Genomic DNA, 16,933 nt, shown 5'->3' on the forward strand with positions numbered 1-16,933 from the left:
GAGATCGCGCTCAAAAAAAACGACTCGACATAACCGGAACTTTAGTTATATTGACTGCATGAGTATCAACAGCCCCACCGCCCGCGCCCTCGCGGCCCTCGGTCACGACGCGCGCCTCTCGATCTACCGGCTTCTGGTGAAGGCCGGCGATGACGGTCTGCGCGTTGGCGACATCGCCGAGCATCTGGACCTCGCCCCCTCGACGCTGGCGCATCACCTGCGCGCACTTGTCGAGGCGGGGCTCGTCGTGCAGCAGAAACGCGGCCGCGAGGTGGTCAACATGGCCGATTTCGCGGCGATGAACGGGCTGGTGCAGTACCTGACCAAGGAATGCTGTACCGGTGTGACCCTGAAACGGCGCGACGATGCGGCCTGAGCCAAGCGTCTTGCGTCTCAAAGAAACCATAATTCCGGAGATACGGATATGACTGACACCACCCTGCCCCCGACCACGGCGCTAGCCCGCGCGGTCTGGCGCGATCACCGCGTGTGGCTCGCCTCGGCGCTGATCCTTGCGGGTCTGGCGCTGGTCGATCCCGGCCAGGCGCTGGACAGCCTCGGCTTCACCGCCGATGCGCTGCTGCGCACGGCGCCGTTCCTCGTGCTGTCGATCGCGGTCGCGGCCTGGGCCACGGCCACCGGCGCCGACAACCTGATCGCGCGCGCCTTCACCGGCGCCCCGGCGGTGATGATCCTGTTCGCGGCGCTCGCGGGTGGGCTGTCGCCCTTCTGTTCCTGCGGGGTGATCCCGCTGATCGCGGCGCTGCTGGCGATGGGGGTGCCGCTGTCGGCGGTGATGGCCTTCTGGCTGGCCTCGCCAGTGATGGACCCGTCGATGTTCGTGCTGACCACCGGGGTGCTGGGACTGGAGTTTGCCATCGCCAAGACGCTGGCGGCCGTGGGCCTTGGCATCGCCGGCGGCTGGGTCGTGCACCTGCTGGGCCGCGCCGGGGGGCTGGCCGATCCCCTGCGCCCCGGTATCGGCAATGGCGGCTGCGGCGGCGGCAAGCTGCGCGACCCCAAGCCGGTCGTGTGGCGGTTCTGGCAGGATCCCGAGCGGCGCGCGAAATTCGGCCGCGAGGCACTGAGCGTGACGCTGTTCCTGGCGAAATGGCTGACGCTGGCCTTCCTGCTGGAAAGCCTGATGCTGGCCTTCATCCCCGCCGAGACGGTGACCTCGGTGCTGGGCGGCAGCGGGCTGGCCCCCATCGCGCTCGGGACGCTGGTGGGCGTGCCCGCCTATCTCAACGGCTACGCCGCGCTGCCGCTGGTGGGCGGGCTGATCGACCAGGGCATGGCGCATGGCGCGGGTCTGGCCTTCCTCGTGGCCGGGGGTGTCACCTCGCTGCCCGCCGCCATCGCGGTCTGGGCGCTGGTCAAGCCGCGGGTCTTCGCGCTTTACGTGGCGCTTTCGCTGTCGGGGGCTTTCGCGGCGGGGCTGCTTTTCCAGCTTTGGGGCACCCTGGGGATCGGTTGACGCAAGGCACGGTGACGCAGAACATGGCGGCGCGGGATCGACCCTGCGCCGCCATGTCTTCCGGTGAATACAGAATGGACACGTTGCTGTTACATTGACATTCTAGATGCGGCCACGGATGTCCAATGAACAGAGGATCCACCATGACACGCACCACGACACTCACCGCGATTTTAGCCCTGACGCTGGCGCTGCCCGCGCAGGCCGAGTTCCAGCTCAGCGACCGCTATACCGACGAGGACGGCGACCTGATCGCCGACATCCCCGAAGACGAGACCGAGTGGCTCGATCCCGACACGCTGATCTTCGCCTACACGCCGGTCGAGGATCCCGCAGTATACGCCGATGTGTGGGCGGGCTTTCTCGATCACATGGCCGAGGTTACCGGCAAGGACGTGCAATTCTTCCCCGTGCAATCGAACGCCGCCCAGATCGAGGCGATGCGCGCCGGGCGCCTGCACGTGGCGGGCTTCAACACCGGGTCGAACCCGATCGCCGTGGCCTGCGCGGGCTTTCGGCCCTTCGCCATGATGGCGGCCGAGGACGGATCCTTCGGCTACGAGATGGAGATCATCACCTATCCCGGTTCGGGCATCGAGGAGGTCGCGGATATCCGCGGCGAGGAGCTGACCTTCACCTCCGAGACGTCGAATTCCGGCTTCAAGGCCCCGTCGGCGCTGCTGAAGGGCGAGTTCGACATGATCGCGGGCGAGGATTTCGACACCTCCTTCTCGGGCGCGCATGACAACTCGGTCCTCGGCGTGGCCAACAAGGATTACATGGCCGCCTCGGTCGCCAACTCGGTCAAGAACCGGATGATCGACCGCGACGTGGTGTCGGAGGACCAACTCGAGGTCGTTTACACGTCGCAGACCTTCCCGACGACCGGCTACGGCACCGTCTACAACCTGCATCCCGACCTGCAGGAGAAGGTCCGCGAGGCGTTCTTCGGCTTCGACTGGGAAGGCACCAAGCTGGCCGAGGAATTCGGGCGCAACGGCGAGGACCAGTTCATCGAGATCACCTTCAAGGAGGATTGGCAGGTGATCCGCACCATCGACGCGGCCAACGACGTCACTTACGATTGCAACTGACACGTGTTTCCGGACATGATTGCGTGGGCGGCAATGCGCCGCCCACGCATTTTTGTTGAACAGAGGCTGCCATGCTGACCCTCGACGGGCTCTCGAAGACCTACAAGACCGGCGAAACCGCGCTCAGCGAAGTGACGCTGACCGTGCCCAAGGGCCAGATCATGGGGCTGATCGGGCCGTCGGGCGCGGGCAAGTCGACGCTCATCCGCTGCATCAACCGTCTGGTCGAGCCGAGCGCCGGCAAGGTCATGCTGGGCGACGTGGATCTCGCGCGCCTCGGCAAGCGCGAGCTGCGCCGCCAGCGCCGCCGCATCGGCATGATCTTCCAGGAATACTCGCTGGTCGAACGGCTGACGGTGATGGAGAACGTGCTGTCGGGGCGGCTCGGCTACGTTTCGTTCTGGCGCAGCTTCCTGCGCAAGTTCCCCGGCGCCGACATCCAGCGCGCGTACCAGTTGCTCGACCGGGTCGGGCTGCTCGACAAGGCCGACAATCGCGCCGATGCCCTGTCGGGCGGACAGCGCCAGCGGGTCGGCATCGCGCGCGCGCTCGCGCAGGACCCCGAGCTCTTGCTGGTGGACGAACCCACCGCCAGCCTCGACCCGCGCACCAGCCGCCAGATCATGCGCCTGCTGACCGAGATCTGCGCCGAGCGCGGCCTGCCGGCCATCGTCAACATCCACGACGTGCCGCTGGCCCAGCAATTCATGCAGCGCATCGTCGGGCTGCGCGCCGGGCGCGTGGTCTTCGACGGCCCGCCCGAGGATCTGACCGAGGCCGCGCTGACCACGATCTACGGCGAGGAAGACTGGAACGCGATGCGCCAGGGCGACGAGGAACAGGCCGAGGCCGAAGCCGATGCGCGCGCCCGCCTGGAGGCGCTGGCGCAATGACGGTCCCCGCCTACCCGACCCGCTGGCGCCGCCCGCCGCAGATCATCCGCGACAAGCGATGGCGCATCGCGGTGCAACTGGGCATCCTCGTCTACCTCGTGCTCGCCATCGGCACGATCGAGGTGGACTGGGCCCGCGTCTACCAGGGGCTCGAACGCGGGCAGCGCTTCGTCATGGGGTTCCTGCAGCCCGACTTCGCCAGCCGCTGGTCGGATATCGGAAAGGGCCTGTCGGAAAGCCTGACCATGACGCTGACCTCGACGGTGGTGGGCGTGGCGATCTCGGTGCCCATCGGCATCGGGGCGGCGCGCAACCTCGCCCCGCGCGGCGTCTATTACGTCTGCCGCAGCATCATCGCCGTCAGCCGCTCGCTGCAGGAGATCATCATCGCGATCTTCCTCGTGGCGATGTTCGGCTTCGGCCCCTTCGCGGGGTTCCTGACGCTCAGCTTCGCGACCATCGGCTTCATCGCCAAGCTGCTGGCCGACGACATCGAGGAGATCGACCCCACCCAGGTCGAGGCGGTCCGCGCGACCGGCGGATCGTGGGGGCAGCTGGTGAACTACGCGGTGCAGCCACAGGTCATGCCGCGGCTGATCGGGCTGTCGCTCTACCGGCTCGACATCAATTTCCGCGAAAGCGCGGTGATCGGCATCGTTGGGGCGGGCGGTATCGGGGCAACGCTCAACACCGCCATAGACCGCTACGAATATGACAGTGCCGGCGCGATCCTGCTGATCATCATCGGGCTGGTGATGGTCGCCGAATACGGCTCCAGCTACCTGCGAAAGTTCCTGCAATGACCGAGGTCACGCATTACAGCCAGGTCTGGGCGCATCGCACCCCGCGCAAGCGGCTGTTCATGTGGATGGGCTGGCTGGCGCTGGTGGCGCTGTTCGTGTTCTGCTGGCAGCTGATGACCCGCGACACGATCTGGGCCTTCATCGCGGACGCGCCACGGCAGGCCGCCGATATCGGCAACCGCATGATGCCGCCCGAATGGGCCTACCTGCCGGAGCTGTGGGGCCCGCTCTGGGACACCATCAACATCGCCACGCTCGGCACCATCGGGGGCGTCATCATGGCGGTGCCGGTGGCGTTTCTCGCAGCGCGCAACACCACGCCGTCGCAACACATCCTGCGGCCCGTGGCGCTGTTCGTGATCGTCGCCTCGCGCTCGATCAACTCGCTGATCTGGGCGCTTCTGCTGGTGGCGATCATCGGGCCGGGCCTGCTGGCGGGGATCGTCGCCATCGCGCTGCGCTCGATCGGGTTCGTGGGCAAGCTGCTTTACGAGGCGATCGAGGAGACCGAGGTCAGCCAGATCGAGGCGATCGAGGCCACCGGCGCCAGCGGCGCACAGGTGCTGAATTACGGCATCGTACCGCAGATCATGCCGGCCTTCTGGGGCATTTCCGTGTTTCGCTGGGACATCAACATTCGCGAAAGCACCATTCTGGGTCTGGTCGGCGCGGGCGGCATCGGGCTGAAACTGCAAGCCTCGCTGAACACCCTCGCGTGGAGCCAGGTGACCGTGATCCTGATCCTCATCCTCGCCACCGTGGTGCTCAGCGAATGGGTCTCGGCCCGCATGCGCCACGCCATCATCTGACGCGCGCCCGAGGGCTCAGGGCGCCGGCAACGCGTCAATCCGGCGCTGAGCCTGCAACACGCCCGCGAGGTTTTTGAGGTGGGTGGCATAATCGGCGCTGCTATCGCCGTGTTCAGACCTCACACACTCAACCAGACGCTCATGGACCGCAACCGTCTCCGCCCCCTTGGCAAGCCGCCATGTCATGCGGGCATAGGCCGCGAGATGCTCGAAGGTCTCCAGCAAGTCGCTGGCGCGTTTGTCGCGGGTGTAAGCGTCATGCCAGCGCACCTCGGCCTCGGACACCTCGCCCCGGCCATAAGCGGCGCGGGCGGTTTCCTGCACCGCGAGTTCGTTGCGCGCCTCGATCTCGGCAAAAATGTCGTCGGCGATAGAGTAGTCACCCTTCTCCAGCGCCGCCTTGGCCTCCTTGATACGGTCACCGCCGATATGGTTACCCCCGCGGTCGAGCAGGGCTTCGAGGTCGGCCATGCGTGTGCGGGCCTCGGCCAGCGACTCTTCGGGTTTCGCAATCTTCGCTTTCAGATCGGCGATCTGTCGTCGAAGCAGGTCCTTCTCGTCCTGATGCGCAGTCGAGAGTTTGGCTTCGAGTTGATCCTCGCGTTTCTGAAGGATTGTCAGATGCTGGTCCATCGTCAGGACGTGACCTTGCGGCAAGACCAGTTCGGCCGGCGGGGATTTGCGGCGGATCACATAGTACCAGATTACACCGCCGGTAATGCCGGCGACGGCGATACCTGCCGTGATCGCCGCGGCCATGGCCGTCACACGGTTCTGGTGATCCTCGACCACGAACCACGCCCAAATGGCATTGCCGGTTTCCACCAATTGATCGATCAAGATCTTGCCCCGCCCTTCGCACGCTGTGCCGACCCTATCCGACACTTACGAAAATGGAAGGGGGTGCGGTGCGCCGTTGCCTGTCCGAGGGCAGGCGAGCCGACGGGTTTTCAGAGCGCTTGATCTCTGCGCCGTCCGCGCCCGCCATTTCGCTTCGCGTTCCCGTCCAGGTCAGGCCGGGGCGGTAGCGGGCGGCAACCCGGCCGTCTTCCAATGCGAGAAGGTGCAGCCAGCCATTGTCGAAGAGGTTGCGCACGCCGTCATGCCTGCGCAGGACCTCGGTGATCGCCTCGGTGGGGGCCTCGATCATCACCGTCAACCGCAACGCGTCATGGGCAAGGCGTACGCCGTCATGCACGCTCTGCCAGGGCTGGCCGGGGCGCAGCAGACCGCCATTGCCCTGGACGACGCCGATGCCGCCGACCACGTTGTGGATCAGCTTGTTGCCCCCGCCAAAGAGGTGCTGCGCGACGGTCGAGCCGTAATATTGCAGGCTTATCCAGCTTGCCACCACCACCGGCGCGGTCAGGATCAGCTCCAGCGTGGCGAAGCCTTCGTCCGCGCTCCAGTCATAGCTGTGCAGGAAGGCACGCCCCGAAAGATCGCGCCCGCGCGTGACGTCTCGCGGCGCTGCGATGAAGGCGCTGCACCCGGCAAGCCCCCATTCGGGCCGGATCTCCGACCAGTCCGCGGCACGGCGCGCGAGGCTTGCGCCGGTCGCACCCGGCAGGCGCAGCGCGCGTTCGGCCCGCGACTGTTGCCCGGCGGCGGCAAGCCATCCCTCGGCGCGGTTCAGCGCGGCGGCGTGATCCGGCGCGGGCGCGTCACGATAAAGCGACACCGCGTCGGTGACCGTGTCATGCAGGCCCGCGACGAACAGCGTGTCCTCGGGCACCGACACACCATGGGCGGGCAGCCCGGCGCGGGTTTCGGGATCGTTGAGCAGCATCGCCAGCAGCCGCGCCGACACCTCGCCCGTCTGCCCGCAGCAGGCGCCGCAATGATAACCGCTTTGATGCGGGTTGTTGCGCATCTGCGCGCCGTGGCCGATCAGCAGGACCAGCGTGGCATGGCCGTCGGTCAGGCTCATCGCGCGCAGCACGGCGGCGGCGGTGTGCGCCTTCTGCTCCGCCGTCAGATCTTGCTCGAGGCGCGGCGGGGCGTTGGCGCGCAGGCCCTTGGACCCAAGGCCGAGCGTGTCGCGCACCAGCTTTGCGCCGTAGACCGGGCCCGCCGCCTCGACGAAGGCAAAGGACGACACGGCGGCCTGGCGGAACCGGTCCCAGGCGCGCCGTGCGCGCGCGGCGATCCGGGTTGCGGCCTCCTGGTCCTTGCCGCCATGGCTGGTCGAGATCAGCGCAGGCGTGAGCAGCGCGGGCAGATGCGCCTGGACCTCGTCGGTGCCTTCCGGGCGATGCGCGACTGGGATCCCGAAGAAACCGGCAAAGCCCGTGGTCTCGACCCCGTCATCCTGCGCCTCGAGCGCACGGCGAAATACCTCGGAGCGCACGTCGATGCAGAACGCCGCCTGCATCGCGGGCCGGCCCGCATCGGCCTCGGGGCCGGTCAGGGTCGCGGCCAGCTTGCGCTGATGGGCACGCTCGGCGGCGTCCTGCAGGATCGCGTCGAGCACCTGGTCCGGCGTGGGCTGCAGCGGCGCGGCATGCGCGGCGACGGTCGCCTGCCAGTCATCGGCCACCACGGGGCAATGGATCAGCAATGCCTCGTCCCAGATCAGCCGGATCGCCAGCAGATCGGTCAGCGTGGCATCCGTCCCGCCGGTCAGTTCGGTCTGCCACAGAAGCCAGCGCGCGTGCTGCGGCCAGCCCCCGAGATCGACGAGCAGGCGGTGGAATGCCGTCTCGGCCGCGTCCGGGGTCAGCCCGAGCCGCTCGGCCGCGCGCAGGAGGGCGCGTTCGGCGGTATCGGGCGCCTCGGCGACATGGGCCGAAAAACCTGTCAGCCCCGCGATTTCAGGCGTCAGGTCATGCGTGGCCCATTCGCACCAAGCCGCATACGCCCCCTGGCCGGGCCGCGGTGTCCAGAGTGCCTGGCCCCTGTCGAAATGGCCCGCAGCCCAAAGGCCGAAGCTGCGCGCGATGATGGCGGGCCAGTCGGTGCCTGTCGCCGCCGCTGCGAGGGTCGCGACCGTGGGCAGGGGCGCGGGCGGCGGGCTTTCGGCCGTCATCCGCGCCTTCAGCATCGCCAGATCGCACGGCTTGACCGGCGAGGTCGAGGCGATCAGCGCCCCGGCCAGATCGTCGTCGTTGATCTCCCCCGCCGACACCTGTGCGGCGAGCGCGGCGCGCGGCTGCGTCAGGGTGGCCCCGGCCACCCGGCCCAGCCGGGCAGAGGCCATCACAAGATCCTCGCCCGATTGGCCGAGGAAGGGGTTGACCGCGACAGTCGCGTCCAGAGGAAAGGCCGGCGGAACGGCGCGGGCCGCGGCCTCGGCCGAGGCAAGCAGCTGCGAGGCCAGCGAGGGCGAGATCGATGTCTGTTTCATGAACATGGGCTGTCTCCGAGGATCAGGGCCTGGTGGGTGCGCGGAAGCCGCCGATCAGGCGGTCCAGCAGCGCGTTGAGGTAGAAGCCATTGGCGACATGCACGCGCAGTCCCGCCGTCGCCGGGTGATGCGCCCACAAAGGGAAGAGCGCCTGCGCGAAGGCCACGAGGCCGAAGGACAGGACCGCCAGCACGATCAGCGCCCATTCCAGCGGACCGGCGACCGAGGCCGCGGGCAGCGCCGGCCCCCAGACCGCAAGGGCGAGCACCTGAAAGCCGAAATAGGCCAGCGCCGTGCAGACCGACGCCACGATCGTCCGTCGCGTCAACGCGCCCGGCGCGGCATCGGCCAGCCCCTGCGCTATAAGGTAGGAAACCCCGAAGATCAGTATCGCGCCGAGGGCGAGAGCCTGTGGCGACTTCTCGCCCGCGAGCCACGTGAACCCGACCGCCACACCGATATAAAGCGCCAATGCAAGGGCAAACGAGCGCGCCACGGCACCGACATCCGGCACCGCAACGGGGCCGGGCTTGCGGATGGCATTGACCGCGCGCACCGCCTCGCCCGACGCCAGAAAGGCATGCGCCTTGTAGAGCGAATGCGCGACGAGGTGCAGAAGCGCCAGCGCCCAGAGGCCCAGCCCGCATTGCAACAGCATGAACCCCATCTGCGCGACGGTGGACCAGGCCAGCGCCGTCTTGACCGCGCTTTGCGTCAGCATCACCAGCGCGCCGAAGAGCGCCGTGAACCCGCCGATCATGACCAGCGCCGCCAGCGCCCCGGGGCTGCGCTCGACAAGGCCGGCCAGCGTGATCAGAAGAACCCCGCCCGCGTTGATGATGCCGGCATGAAGCAGCGCCGAGACGGGGGTCGGCGCCTCCATGACTTCGGTCAGCCAGCCATGCAGCGGAAAGGCCGCCGTCTTGAGCACGGCTGCCAGCACGAGGACCCCGATCGCGATCTGTGCCGTCACCGGCACCGGCAGGCTGGTGGTCGCGGTGAGCGTCGCGATATCGACCGTGCCAGTGCTTTGCCAAAGCAGGATCGCGGCCAGAACCAGCGCGGCATCGCCCGCGCCCCAGACCCGGGTGAACTTGGCCGCCGCGCGCAGGGCCTCGGGCCGGTCCGGGTAGAACAGCAGAAGCTGCCGCAGCGCCAGCCCGATCGCCACAAAGCTCGCGATCAGGACAGGCAGGCTGGCCGCCTGCGCAAGCACCAGGACGAAGGCGATCGCAGCCAGGGTCAGGCCGTGAAACCGGCCCTCGCGCGGCTCGCCGTCGAGGTAGCGGCGCGCGTAGCGGCTCACGCCCCATCCTACGAACGAGACGAGAAGCACGAGGGTCATGCTGATCGCATCCAGCCGCACGAGTGCCACGTCGCCCAAGGTCAGGATTTGCGGCCCCGTGATCCGGAACTGGAAAAGACCGACGACACCAAGGCCGAGGGCGGCGACCGGCGCGGCTTCGGCAAGACCCAAAAGGCGGCCCGGACGGCGACCGGGACGTACGAGGAAGCAAAGCGCCGTTGCCAGAAGAAGAAGGGGGGCCACGGCGATAAACGGAAAGAATGTCATGGCAAGCTCCGGGGTGGGGTGTCACGCCGGACGGTCTAACGCTTGCAATGGATTTAAAAAATTACATTATATGCGCGGTTATATTCGCTTTGATAGAACAATGAACCCTTTGAACCTTCACCATCTGCGCCTTTTCCGCGCGGTCGCGCGCGACGGCACCCTGACCGGCGCGGCGCGCGGCCTGAACCTCTCGCAATCCGCGCTGTCCACCCAGCTGCGCGCGCTGGAGGCCACGCTTGGCCAGGACCTTTTCGAGCGGCGCGGGCGCCGCCTCGTGCTGACCGAGGCCGGCCGCATCGCGCTGGATCATGCCGAGACGATCTTCCGCACCGCCGACGACCTGACCGCGACCTTGCGCGAAACCGGACGGGTCAGGCGGGCGCTGCGGGTCGGCGCCCTGTCCACACTGTCACGCAACTTTCAGATGCAGTTCCTGCAGCCGCTGATCGGACGCGCGGATGTCGAGATCATCCTGAGATCCGGGTCGCAGGACGAATTGCTGCGCGGGCTTCATGCGCTGTCGCTGGATGTTGTCCTGACGAACCTCGCCCCGCCGCGCGATGCCGCCAGTCACTGGCTGGTGCACCGGATCGACGAGCAGCCGGTCGGCCTGATCGGAACGCCCGCGCGCCTCGGTCCCAAAACGCGGCCGCTGAAGGCGCTGCTGGCCGACCACCCGTTGATCGTTCCGACCCGCGAAACCGCCCTGCGCGCGGCGTTCGACGCGTTTGTCGCCCGGCTGGACGTGACGCCGGTTCTTGCCGCCGAGGTTGACGACATGGCGATGATCAGGCTTCTGGCGCGGGCGGATGCGGGCCTCGCGATCATCCCGCCGATCGTCGTGCGCGATGAGCTTCGCAGCGGCGTGCTGATCGAGGCGGCAACGCTGGACGGGATCAGCGAAACCTTTTTCGCAGTCACCCAGGAACGGCGCTTCCCCAATCCCCTGTTGGCAGAGGTCTTGCACCGGTGACGCCAAGGGGAAAGGATTGCGTCCAATCCTCAGCGACCGTCTGAAAAGGGGCCGCTTGCGATCACGGGTTGCGGCCTGCCCCTGCGTCCGTTTCGGTGACGGGTGTTCCGATGCGGATTGCGGCTGACACCGCCGCGCGTAACGTGTCGAGTGCGGCCGAGTTCCGCGCCGGGCCGCGGGCCTCGACGTGTTCGCCGAGGGATCTCGAAAAGACCGAGACCGTCTGCCGTCGTCAGCACGATCCGGGCCCGCCACGACGAGCGGCGACTTTTCCGCGAGGTTCATGCCCAGGCATGCACATCTTTCGGCCATGCGAGACGCCTCGGGGCAGTGCCCAAGCGGCCCGCGGCGTATCGCGCGAAGCCCCGGCGACCGGGCCCGGGCGACAGCGTCATCCCCTGCCCGGCTCAGGATTTCTTCAACGCGTCGCGGATCTCTATCAGGATGTCCAGTTCCGAGGGGCCTGTGGGAACCTCCGGGGCGACCTCCTGCGGCTTGTCAGCCAATGCCTTGATCTTGTTGACATAGCGCACGAGCATGAACACCACGAAGGCGATGATGAGGAAATTCGTCACCGACATGATGAACGCGCCATATGCGAAGACCGAGGCCCCCGCTGCGCGCGCCGCCTCGAGGCTTGCGCCCTCGGGCACCTCGCCGGCGAGTACGGCGTAGTTGTTGGTGAAGTCGAACCCGCCCATGAAAAGACCGATGATCGGATTGATCAGGTCCGATACGACTGACGAGACGATGCCCGTGAACGCCGCGCCGACGATGATGCCTACGGCCATGTCCATGACATTGCCCTTGGCGATGAAATCCCTGAACTCTCCGAACATGATCTTTCTCCCTTACTCGGCTGCGTCGTCGATCGGTCTGGCCAAGCGCCGTCGGATGGTGAATTCGCCCGGGCGCACAGCCTGCACCCCACGGGGCGTCAGCCCGCCTGTCGCGCGGGGTGCGAGGCAGGGCCGAAGCGGTTCGCACCCCGCGTGCCGGGGCGGATAAAGAAGGCGAAGATCAGTATCAGCGGGCCGAGCACCGGGATCAGCACCAGAAGGTACCACCAGCCGGGGCGGTCCACGTCATGCAGCCTGCGCACCGCGACGGCAATGCCGGGCAGCAGCACCGCGAGCCCGAAGAGGCCGCCAAGCACGTCGGACACGGCACCCAGCAGGACCGACACCACGAACACAAAAAGCGCGAACCACCAGAATTCCGGACGCGACGCACGGCCGCTGAAATTGACGTAGTTCTCGGTGAGAACCGTCTTGATCGCAGTCATGAAATCCATCTTCAAAGTCCCTCGCGCGCGATACCTGTTTTCGGTCAATTCTTCTGCCCGATCCGCGGTTCCGTCCCGTCCCGGATGCGGGCGATATTTCCGTTGTGCCGCCAGAGGATCAGCCCCGTCAGCACCAGCGCCATCACGATTGCGGCGCCGTGCCCGAGGATCAGCATCCACAGCGCAGAGGATCCTGCCGCCACCATCGCCGCCAGCGAAGACAGCCGCGACAACGCGGCCACGGCCAGCCATGTCAGGCAGCCGGCCACGCCCACCGGCCAGGCCAGCGCCAGCAGCAGCCCCAGAAATGTCGCCACCCCCTTGCCGCCGCGAAAGCCCAGCCAGACCGGGTAGCAATGCCCGAGAAAGGCCATCAGCCCGGCGAGCTGTACCGCGTCCTCTCCGGCAAAGGCGCGCGCCAGCAGGACCGCGAGCGCCCCCTTGCCGCCATCAAGGATCAGGGTCAGCGCGGCCGCAAACTTGTTGCCGGTGCGCAGCACGTTGGTCGCGCCGATATTGCCCGACCCGATGTCGCGCAGGTTCCCCAGCCCCATCAGCCGTGCCAGCACCATGCCGAAGGGAATGGAGCCAAGGACGTAGCCGATCACGGCCCACAGGATGAGCAGGGCGGGGGCGGTTTCCAGACCCGGCATCAGGACACCTCGTAGACTTGAGTTCCGGCCACGTATGTCGCCATGACCCGACCCTGCAGGCGCGCCCCGTCGAAGGGCGTGTTCTTGGATTTCGAGCGCAGCGCGAAACGGTCGAGCACGAGCGGCTTGCCGGCGTCGAAAAGCACCAGGTCGGCAGGCGCACCGGGGCTCAGCCGGCCGCACTCCAGCCCTAGCCGCGTTGCCGGGTTGAGCGACATGGCCCGCCACAGCGTCGGCAGGTCCAGCGCGTCGGCATGATAAAGCCGCAGCGCCGCCGGCAGCAGCGTCTCGAGCGCCACCGCGCCGCTCGCCGCCGCCTCGAAGGGAAGGCGCTTGGATTCTTCGTCCTGCGGCGTGTGCATGGAGCTGATAATGTCGATCACGCCCTCCCGCAACGCCTCGATCATCGCCTGCCGGTCCTCTTCGGAGCGCAGCGGCGGCTTGACCTTGAAGAAGGTGCGGTAATCCGCGACGTCGAGCTCGTTCAGCGTCAGGTGATGGATCGAGGTGCCGGCGGTGATGTCCAGCCCGTTGCGCCGCGCGCGGCTGAGCGGCGGCAGCGCGCGGGCGGTGGTGATCTGGTCGGCGTGGTAGCGCGCGCCGGTCATCTCGACCAGCGCGATGTCGCGGTCGATCCCCATCCGCTCGGCCATCGGCGAGACCGATGGCAGGCCGCGCAAGCTCGCGAACTTGCCGGAGGTCGCCGCGGCCCCGGCGCTCAGCCCCGGATCCTGCGGATGGCCGATCACCAGCGCGCCCAAGGAGCGCGCATAGCTCAACGCGCGCGCCAGAACGCGGGTATCGGTCACCACGTGGTCGCAATCGGTGAAGGCCACGGCGCCAGCATCCATGAGAAAGCTGATCTCGACCATCTCGGCACCCGCGCGCCCCTTGGTCAGCGCCGCCATCGGCAGCACGTTGACGGGGGCGGCCTCGTTGGCGCGGCGCGCGACGAATTCCAGCACCTCGGGGCTGTCGATGGCGGGCAGCGTGTCGGGCCGGGTGGCCATGGTGGTGACCCCGCCCGCCGCCGCGGCCAGCCCGGCCGAGCGGTAGCTTTCCTTGTGCCGCTCGCCCGGCTCGCAGACCTTGACGCCGATATCGACGATCCCCGGCGCAAGGCAGTGCCCGCCGCAATCGACGATCCGTTCGGCCTGCGGCCGGTCCGCCCCGGTGCCCGTCGCGGCGATCGTGCCCTTGTCGACCAACAGCCAGCCCGGCGCGTCGGTCCCGGTCTCAGGGTCGATGAGGCGCGCATCGGTGAAAAGGGTGGTGCCCGCGTCGCTCATGCCGCCACCCAGACCATGATCGCGGTCAGCGCGACGATCACGAGGATGGCATACATCGCCACCTTGCCCGAGGTGCGCGGATCCTTTGGTTCCTGCATCGCATTGTCCTTCCTCTGGCGCGCTGCCCGCGCCGCTGTCATCCTCGGCTCCCGCCGCGCTCGTCCAGCCCGGACGGCGCGGCGTCGTGGGGCGCGGGCGGGTCGCGTCTCTCGAATCGCCCCACGTAAAAGAACACCGCCGCGCTGACCAGCAGGATCAGATGCGTGACCCCAAGGATCAGAAGCTGCGCGGGATCGGTCTGCTCTCCCGAAAGCACCTCGTGGACGAGGTGGATCCCGGTGATGATCACCAGCGTCGCGGCGATGCGCGATTTCACGGGCTGGAATTCGTCACTGTAGGAAAACAGCCGGTCGCGGCGCAGCCCTCGGGTGATCGCCGAGAAATAGGCGTTGTATCCCGACACCATCACCATGACGACGAGGTTGGCGATGAACACCATGTCCAGAAGGTCGAGCACCAGCAGGATCGCGCGATCACGGTGGAGAAAATCGAGGCTGATCACCGCCTCGGCCAGCGCGTAGAAGAAACTGGCGGTCAGCACCAAAAGGGCCAGCATCAGCCCGAACAGAAGCGGTATCTGCAGGACGTGGATGCTGACCACGCCGCGGCGCAACAGCCGTCCGGCGCGGTGGCGGGCATCGCGGCGGCCGGTGGCCGTTGTGTCGGTTTCACCGGTCCCGTCGGTCATGCGGATCCTCCGGCGATGGCGCGTTCGATCCGGGCGCGGGTGGCGGCGCCGTCGGCCTGGTACTTGACCAGGTGCTTGTCGCCCGCGGCGGTCACCACCTGCACGGCGCTGCCCAGGCGCCGTACGGTCGCGATCTCGGACAGGCGCACGGCGCGGGTCTGCGGACCCAGAAGCCGCCGGTCGGTCAGATCCCAGCGGGCGTGCAACTCGTCCGACGCCACGTAGAGGGCCCGCACGACGATCGCCGCAAGCCCCCCCACGGCGCCGGTCCAGACATGCGGGTTGCCCATGGCCCACAGGATCGCCATCCCGAGCCCCATCGCACCGGCGGCCAGCCACGCGTGATCGCGCCAGTAGGTGGCGCGGTCGGGGTGAAAGCACGCGATCACGCGCTCGCCCTCCTGCAGCGCGGTGCCGGGCGTCATCGCATGTGACGGCGCATCGGTCATGATCCCCCCACGAGGACCAGAACCAGACCCGCCACCGCAACGAGCAGCGCAAGCAGCACGAGCGCGGCGCGGCGCATGCCCGGCTGGGATCCTCCGGCGGGCGACGTGCCGGACCCGCGCGCGCCCTCGGACGGAAGCGTGTCGAACTGCGCGGGTGGCACGTCCTCCTCGAAGCGGCCGACAACGCGCAGCGGTGCGCCCACCCGCAGGGTCATCGCCTCGCCGCCAAAGGCGCGCGACGGCAGGATCAGCACCCGCCCCGTCAGCCCGTCAAGCCGGCCGCGCATCGGCGAAAGCTCGGCCTCGGCGATGCCGTGGCCCTCGGCGAGGTAGGTCGACATCGGCATGTCGCCGAGATCCGCGATGTCGAATAGTTCGATCTCGTCGCTGCGCAGATCGCCCTCGGCACCAAGTGCCGCCAGAACGTCCGCGTGGGCGATCGGGGCATCCGGGTCGTCCGCCACGTCGAGGACGCGCACGACATGCACCTCGCGCGCCGGGATATCGATCCGTTCCGTCATGCCGCGCGCCGCGCCCGCAGGCCCTGCGCCAGAAGATCCATCGCCGCCATGCGCACCGCCACGCCCATCTCGACCTGATCCTGGATGACCGACCGGTTGATGTCGTCGGCGATCTCGCCGTCGATCTCGACGCCGCGATTCATCGGCCCGGGATGCATCACGATGGCGTCGTCGCGCGCATAGGCGAGCTTTTCGGCATCGAGCCCGAAGCGGTGGTAATATTCCCGCTCGCTGGGGATAAATCCGCCATCCATCCGCTCGCGCTGCAAGCGCAGCATCATTACCACGTCGACCCCGTCGAGACCGGCGCGCATGTCGTCATAGACCTCGACCCCGAACTGCTCGATCCCCGCGGGCATCAGGGTGGGCGGGCCGATCAGCCGCAACCGGTTCTCCATCTTGCCCAGCAGATGGATGTTCGAGCGCGCCACGCGGCTATGCGCGATATCCCCGCAGATCGCGATATTGAGACGGTGCAGCCGCCCCTTGGCGCGCCGGATCGTCAGCGCGTCCAGCAGCGCCTGGGTGGGGTGCTCGTGCCGCCCGTCGCCAGCATTGAGCACCGCGCAGCGCACCTTCTGGGCCAGCAGATCCACCGCGCCGGACTGCGGGTGCCGCACGACCAGAAGATCGGGATGCATTGCGTTGAGGGTCATCGCCGTGTCGATCAGCGTCTCGCCCTTCTTGATCGAACTGGCCTCCATCGCCATGCTCATCACATCCGCCCCCAGCCGCTTGCCCGCCAGTTCGAAACTGGCCTGCGTCCGGGTGGAGGTCTCGAAGAACATGTTGACCTGCGTGAGCCCCGCCAGCACGTCGCCATGTTTGGCATCGCTGCGGTTGAGCGCGACGTAGTCATCGGCCAGATCGAGGATCGCGGTGATATCCGGCGCCGAAAGCGGCTCGATCCCCAAAAGATGCGCGTGCGAAAAACTCATGCCGCCCCCTGCCGGTTTTCCTGTCTTGTAAGCCCCTGACCGCACATGGGCAAGCCGGGCGCGCACCCTGCTCTTTCATCTT

The 16,933-nt window shown here is 67.6% G+C and carries 17 protein-coding genes and 1 pseudogene; 7 read left to right on the forward strand and 11 right to left on the reverse strand.

Annotated features, from left to right (window positions below; genetic code table 11):
• Positions 1–58: 58 nt before the first annotated feature.
• The 6 genes from V8324_RS03360 (at position 59) to phnE (V8324_RS03385) (ending at position 5,076) form a co-directional block, all read left to right on the forward strand.
• Positions 59–376 (forward strand): ArsR/SmtB family transcription factor, encoded by a 318-nt coding sequence (locus tag V8324_RS03360; protein ID WP_336418502.1) that lies wholly within the window; start codon positions 59–61, stop codon positions 374–376.
• Positions 377–424: 48 nt separating this feature from the next.
• Positions 425–1,477: a permease gene (locus V8324_RS03365; RefSeq protein WP_336418503.1), complete on the forward strand. Its 1,053-nt coding sequence runs from the start codon at positions 425–427 to the stop codon at positions 1,475–1,477.
• Positions 1,478–1,620: 143 nt separating this feature from the next.
• A complete protein-coding gene (phnD, locus tag V8324_RS03370) occupies positions 1,621–2,571 on the forward strand; it encodes a phosphate/phosphite/phosphonate ABC transporter substrate-binding protein (RefSeq protein ID WP_336418504.1) in 951 nt (316 codons plus the stop codon).
• 71 nt (positions 2,572–2,642) lie between these two features.
• Positions 2,643–3,464: a phosphonate ABC transporter ATP-binding protein gene (phnC, locus tag V8324_RS03375; RefSeq protein WP_336418505.1), complete on the forward strand. Its 822-nt coding sequence runs from the start codon at positions 2,643–2,645 to the stop codon at positions 3,462–3,464.
• The gene (phnE, locus tag V8324_RS03380) at positions 3,461–4,267 is read left to right on the forward strand and encodes a phosphonate ABC transporter, permease protein PhnE (protein WP_336418506.1); all 807 of its coding nucleotides are present in this window, start codon (positions 3,461–3,463) and stop codon (positions 4,265–4,267) included. The genes phnC and phnE (V8324_RS03380) overlap by 4 nt, the downstream gene beginning before the upstream one ends.
• Positions 4,264–5,076, forward strand: coding sequence for a phosphonate ABC transporter, permease protein PhnE (phnE, locus tag V8324_RS03385; RefSeq protein ID WP_336418507.1), 813 nt, complete (start codon positions 4,264–4,266; stop codon positions 5,074–5,076). Before phnE (V8324_RS03380) ends, phnE (V8324_RS03385) begins: the two co-directional genes overlap by 4 nt.
• Positions 5,077–5,091: 15 nt before the next feature.
• Here the strand turns inward: phnE (V8324_RS03385) and V8324_RS03390 are convergent, their stop codons facing one another.
• The 3 genes and pseudogenes from V8324_RS03390 to V8324_RS03400 form a co-directional block, all read right to left on the reverse strand.
• Positions 5,092–5,904 (reverse strand): hypothetical protein, encoded by an 813-nt coding sequence (locus tag V8324_RS03390; RefSeq protein WP_336418508.1) that lies wholly within the window; start codon positions 5,902–5,904, stop codon positions 5,092–5,094.
• Between the two features lie 175 nt (positions 5,905–6,079).
• Positions 6,080–8,428 (reverse strand): annotated as a pseudogene (locus V8324_RS03395) (YbcC family protein); the annotation flags it as partial.
• 16 nt (positions 8,429–8,444) lie between these two features.
• Complete coding sequence (locus V8324_RS03400) at positions 8,445–9,995, reverse strand: proton-conducting transporter transmembrane domain-containing protein (protein ID WP_336418510.1); 1,551 nt, start codon at positions 9,993–9,995, stop codon at positions 8,445–8,447.
• A gap of 100 nt (positions 9,996–10,095) precedes the next feature.
• Between V8324_RS03400 and V8324_RS03405 the strand changes: the two genes are divergently transcribed.
• Positions 10,096–10,968 (forward strand): LysR family transcriptional regulator, encoded by an 873-nt coding sequence (locus V8324_RS03405; protein WP_336418511.1) that lies wholly within the window; start codon positions 10,096–10,098, stop codon positions 10,966–10,968.
• 407 nt (positions 10,969–11,375) lie between these two features.
• Here V8324_RS03405 and mscL read toward each other — a convergent pair whose 3' ends face one another.
• The 8 genes from mscL to V8324_RS03445 form a co-directional block, all read right to left on the reverse strand.
• The gene (mscL, locus tag V8324_RS03410) at positions 11,376–11,807 is read right to left on the reverse strand and encodes a large conductance mechanosensitive channel protein MscL (protein ID WP_336418512.1); all 432 of its coding nucleotides are present in this window, start codon (positions 11,805–11,807) and stop codon (positions 11,376–11,378) included.
• Positions 11,808–11,905: 98 nt separating this feature from the next.
• Complete coding sequence (locus tag V8324_RS03415) at positions 11,906–12,262, reverse strand: DUF805 domain-containing protein (protein WP_336418513.1); 357 nt, start codon at positions 12,260–12,262, stop codon at positions 11,906–11,908.
• A gap of 35 nt (positions 12,263–12,297) precedes the next feature.
• The gene (gene plsY, locus V8324_RS03420) at positions 12,298–12,906 is read right to left on the reverse strand and encodes a glycerol-3-phosphate 1-O-acyltransferase PlsY (RefSeq protein WP_336418514.1); all 609 of its coding nucleotides are present in this window, start codon (positions 12,904–12,906) and stop codon (positions 12,298–12,300) included.
• Positions 12,906–14,195: a dihydroorotase gene (gene pyrC / locus V8324_RS03425; RefSeq protein ID WP_336418515.1), complete on the reverse strand. Its 1,290-nt coding sequence runs from the start codon at positions 14,193–14,195 to the stop codon at positions 12,906–12,908. The genes plsY and pyrC overlap by 1 nt, the downstream gene beginning before the upstream one ends.
• A gap of 136 nt (positions 14,196–14,331) precedes the next feature.
• Entirely contained in the window at positions 14,332–14,943 is a 612-nt protein-coding gene (locus tag V8324_RS03430) for a YqhA family protein (RefSeq protein WP_336418516.1), read from the reverse strand.
• Positions 14,940–15,392 (reverse strand): hypothetical protein, encoded by a 453-nt coding sequence (locus V8324_RS03435; protein ID WP_336418517.1) that lies wholly within the window; start codon positions 15,390–15,392, stop codon positions 14,940–14,942. The genes V8324_RS03430 and V8324_RS03435 overlap by 4 nt, the downstream gene beginning before the upstream one ends.
• On the reverse strand, positions 15,389–15,913 hold the full coding sequence (locus tag V8324_RS03440; RefSeq protein WP_336418518.1) for a hypothetical protein: 525 nt from the start codon (positions 15,911–15,913) through the stop codon (positions 15,389–15,391). Before V8324_RS03440 ends, V8324_RS03435 begins: the two co-directional genes overlap by 4 nt.
• Entirely contained in the window at positions 15,910–16,851 is a 942-nt protein-coding gene (locus V8324_RS03445) for an aspartate carbamoyltransferase catalytic subunit (RefSeq protein ID WP_336418519.1), read from the reverse strand. The genes V8324_RS03440 and V8324_RS03445 overlap by 4 nt, the downstream gene beginning before the upstream one ends.
• Positions 16,852–16,933: the final 82 nt, after the last annotated feature.

It is taken from the genome of Roseovarius sp. D22-M7 (assembly GCF_037083785.1).
In the GTDB taxonomy this organism is placed as follows: domain Bacteria; phylum Pseudomonadota; class Alphaproteobacteria; order Rhodobacterales; family Rhodobacteraceae; genus Roseovarius.

Bases quoted from the DNA above. Each gene is read 5' to 3' on its own strand.
- V8324_RS03445 (WP_336418519.1), bottom strand. From the start codon at position 16,851: ATGAGTTTTTCGCACGCGCATCTTTTGGGGATCGAGCCGCTTTCGGCG.
- V8324_RS03440 (WP_336418518.1), bottom strand. From the start codon at position 15,913: ATGACGGAACGGATCGATATCCCGGCGCGCGAGGTGCATGTCGTGCGC.
- V8324_RS03405 (WP_336418511.1), top strand. From the start codon at position 10,096: ATGAACCCTTTGAACCTTCACCATCTGCGCCTTTTCCGCGCGGTCGCG.
- V8324_RS03435 (WP_336418517.1), bottom strand. From the start codon at position 15,392: ATGACCGATGCGCCGTCACATGCGATGACGCCCGGCACCGCGCTGCAG.
- plsY (WP_336418514.1), bottom strand. From the start codon at position 12,906: ATGCCGGGTCTGGAAACCGCCCCCGCCCTGCTCATCCTGTGGGCCGTG.
- V8324_RS03400 (WP_336418510.1), bottom strand. From the start codon at position 9,995: ATGACATTCTTTCCGTTTATCGCCGTGGCCCCCCTTCTTCTTCTGGCA.
- phnD (WP_336418504.1), top strand. From the start codon at position 1,621: ATGACACGCACCACGACACTCACCGCGATTTTAGCCCTGACGCTGGCG.
- V8324_RS03430 (WP_336418516.1), bottom strand. From the start codon at position 14,943: ATGACCGACGGGACCGGTGAAACCGACACAACGGCCACCGGCCGCCGC.
- pyrC (WP_336418515.1), bottom strand. From the start codon at position 14,195: ATGAGCGACGCGGGCACCACCCTTTTCACCGATGCGCGCCTCATCGAC.
- V8324_RS03360 (WP_336418502.1), top strand. From the start codon at position 59: ATGAGTATCAACAGCCCCACCGCCCGCGCCCTCGCGGCCCTCGGTCAC.
- phnE (WP_336418507.1), top strand. From the start codon at position 4,264: ATGACCGAGGTCACGCATTACAGCCAGGTCTGGGCGCATCGCACCCCG.
- V8324_RS03365 (WP_336418503.1), top strand. From the start codon at position 425: ATGACTGACACCACCCTGCCCCCGACCACGGCGCTAGCCCGCGCGGTC.
- phnC (WP_336418505.1), top strand. From the start codon at position 2,643: ATGCTGACCCTCGACGGGCTCTCGAAGACCTACAAGACCGGCGAAACC.
- mscL (WP_336418512.1), bottom strand. From the start codon at position 11,807: ATGTTCGGAGAGTTCAGGGATTTCATCGCCAAGGGCAATGTCATGGAC.
- V8324_RS03415 (WP_336418513.1), bottom strand. From the start codon at position 12,262: ATGGATTTCATGACTGCGATCAAGACGGTTCTCACCGAGAACTACGTC.
- phnE (WP_336418506.1), top strand. From the start codon at position 3,461: ATGACGGTCCCCGCCTACCCGACCCGCTGGCGCCGCCCGCCGCAGATC.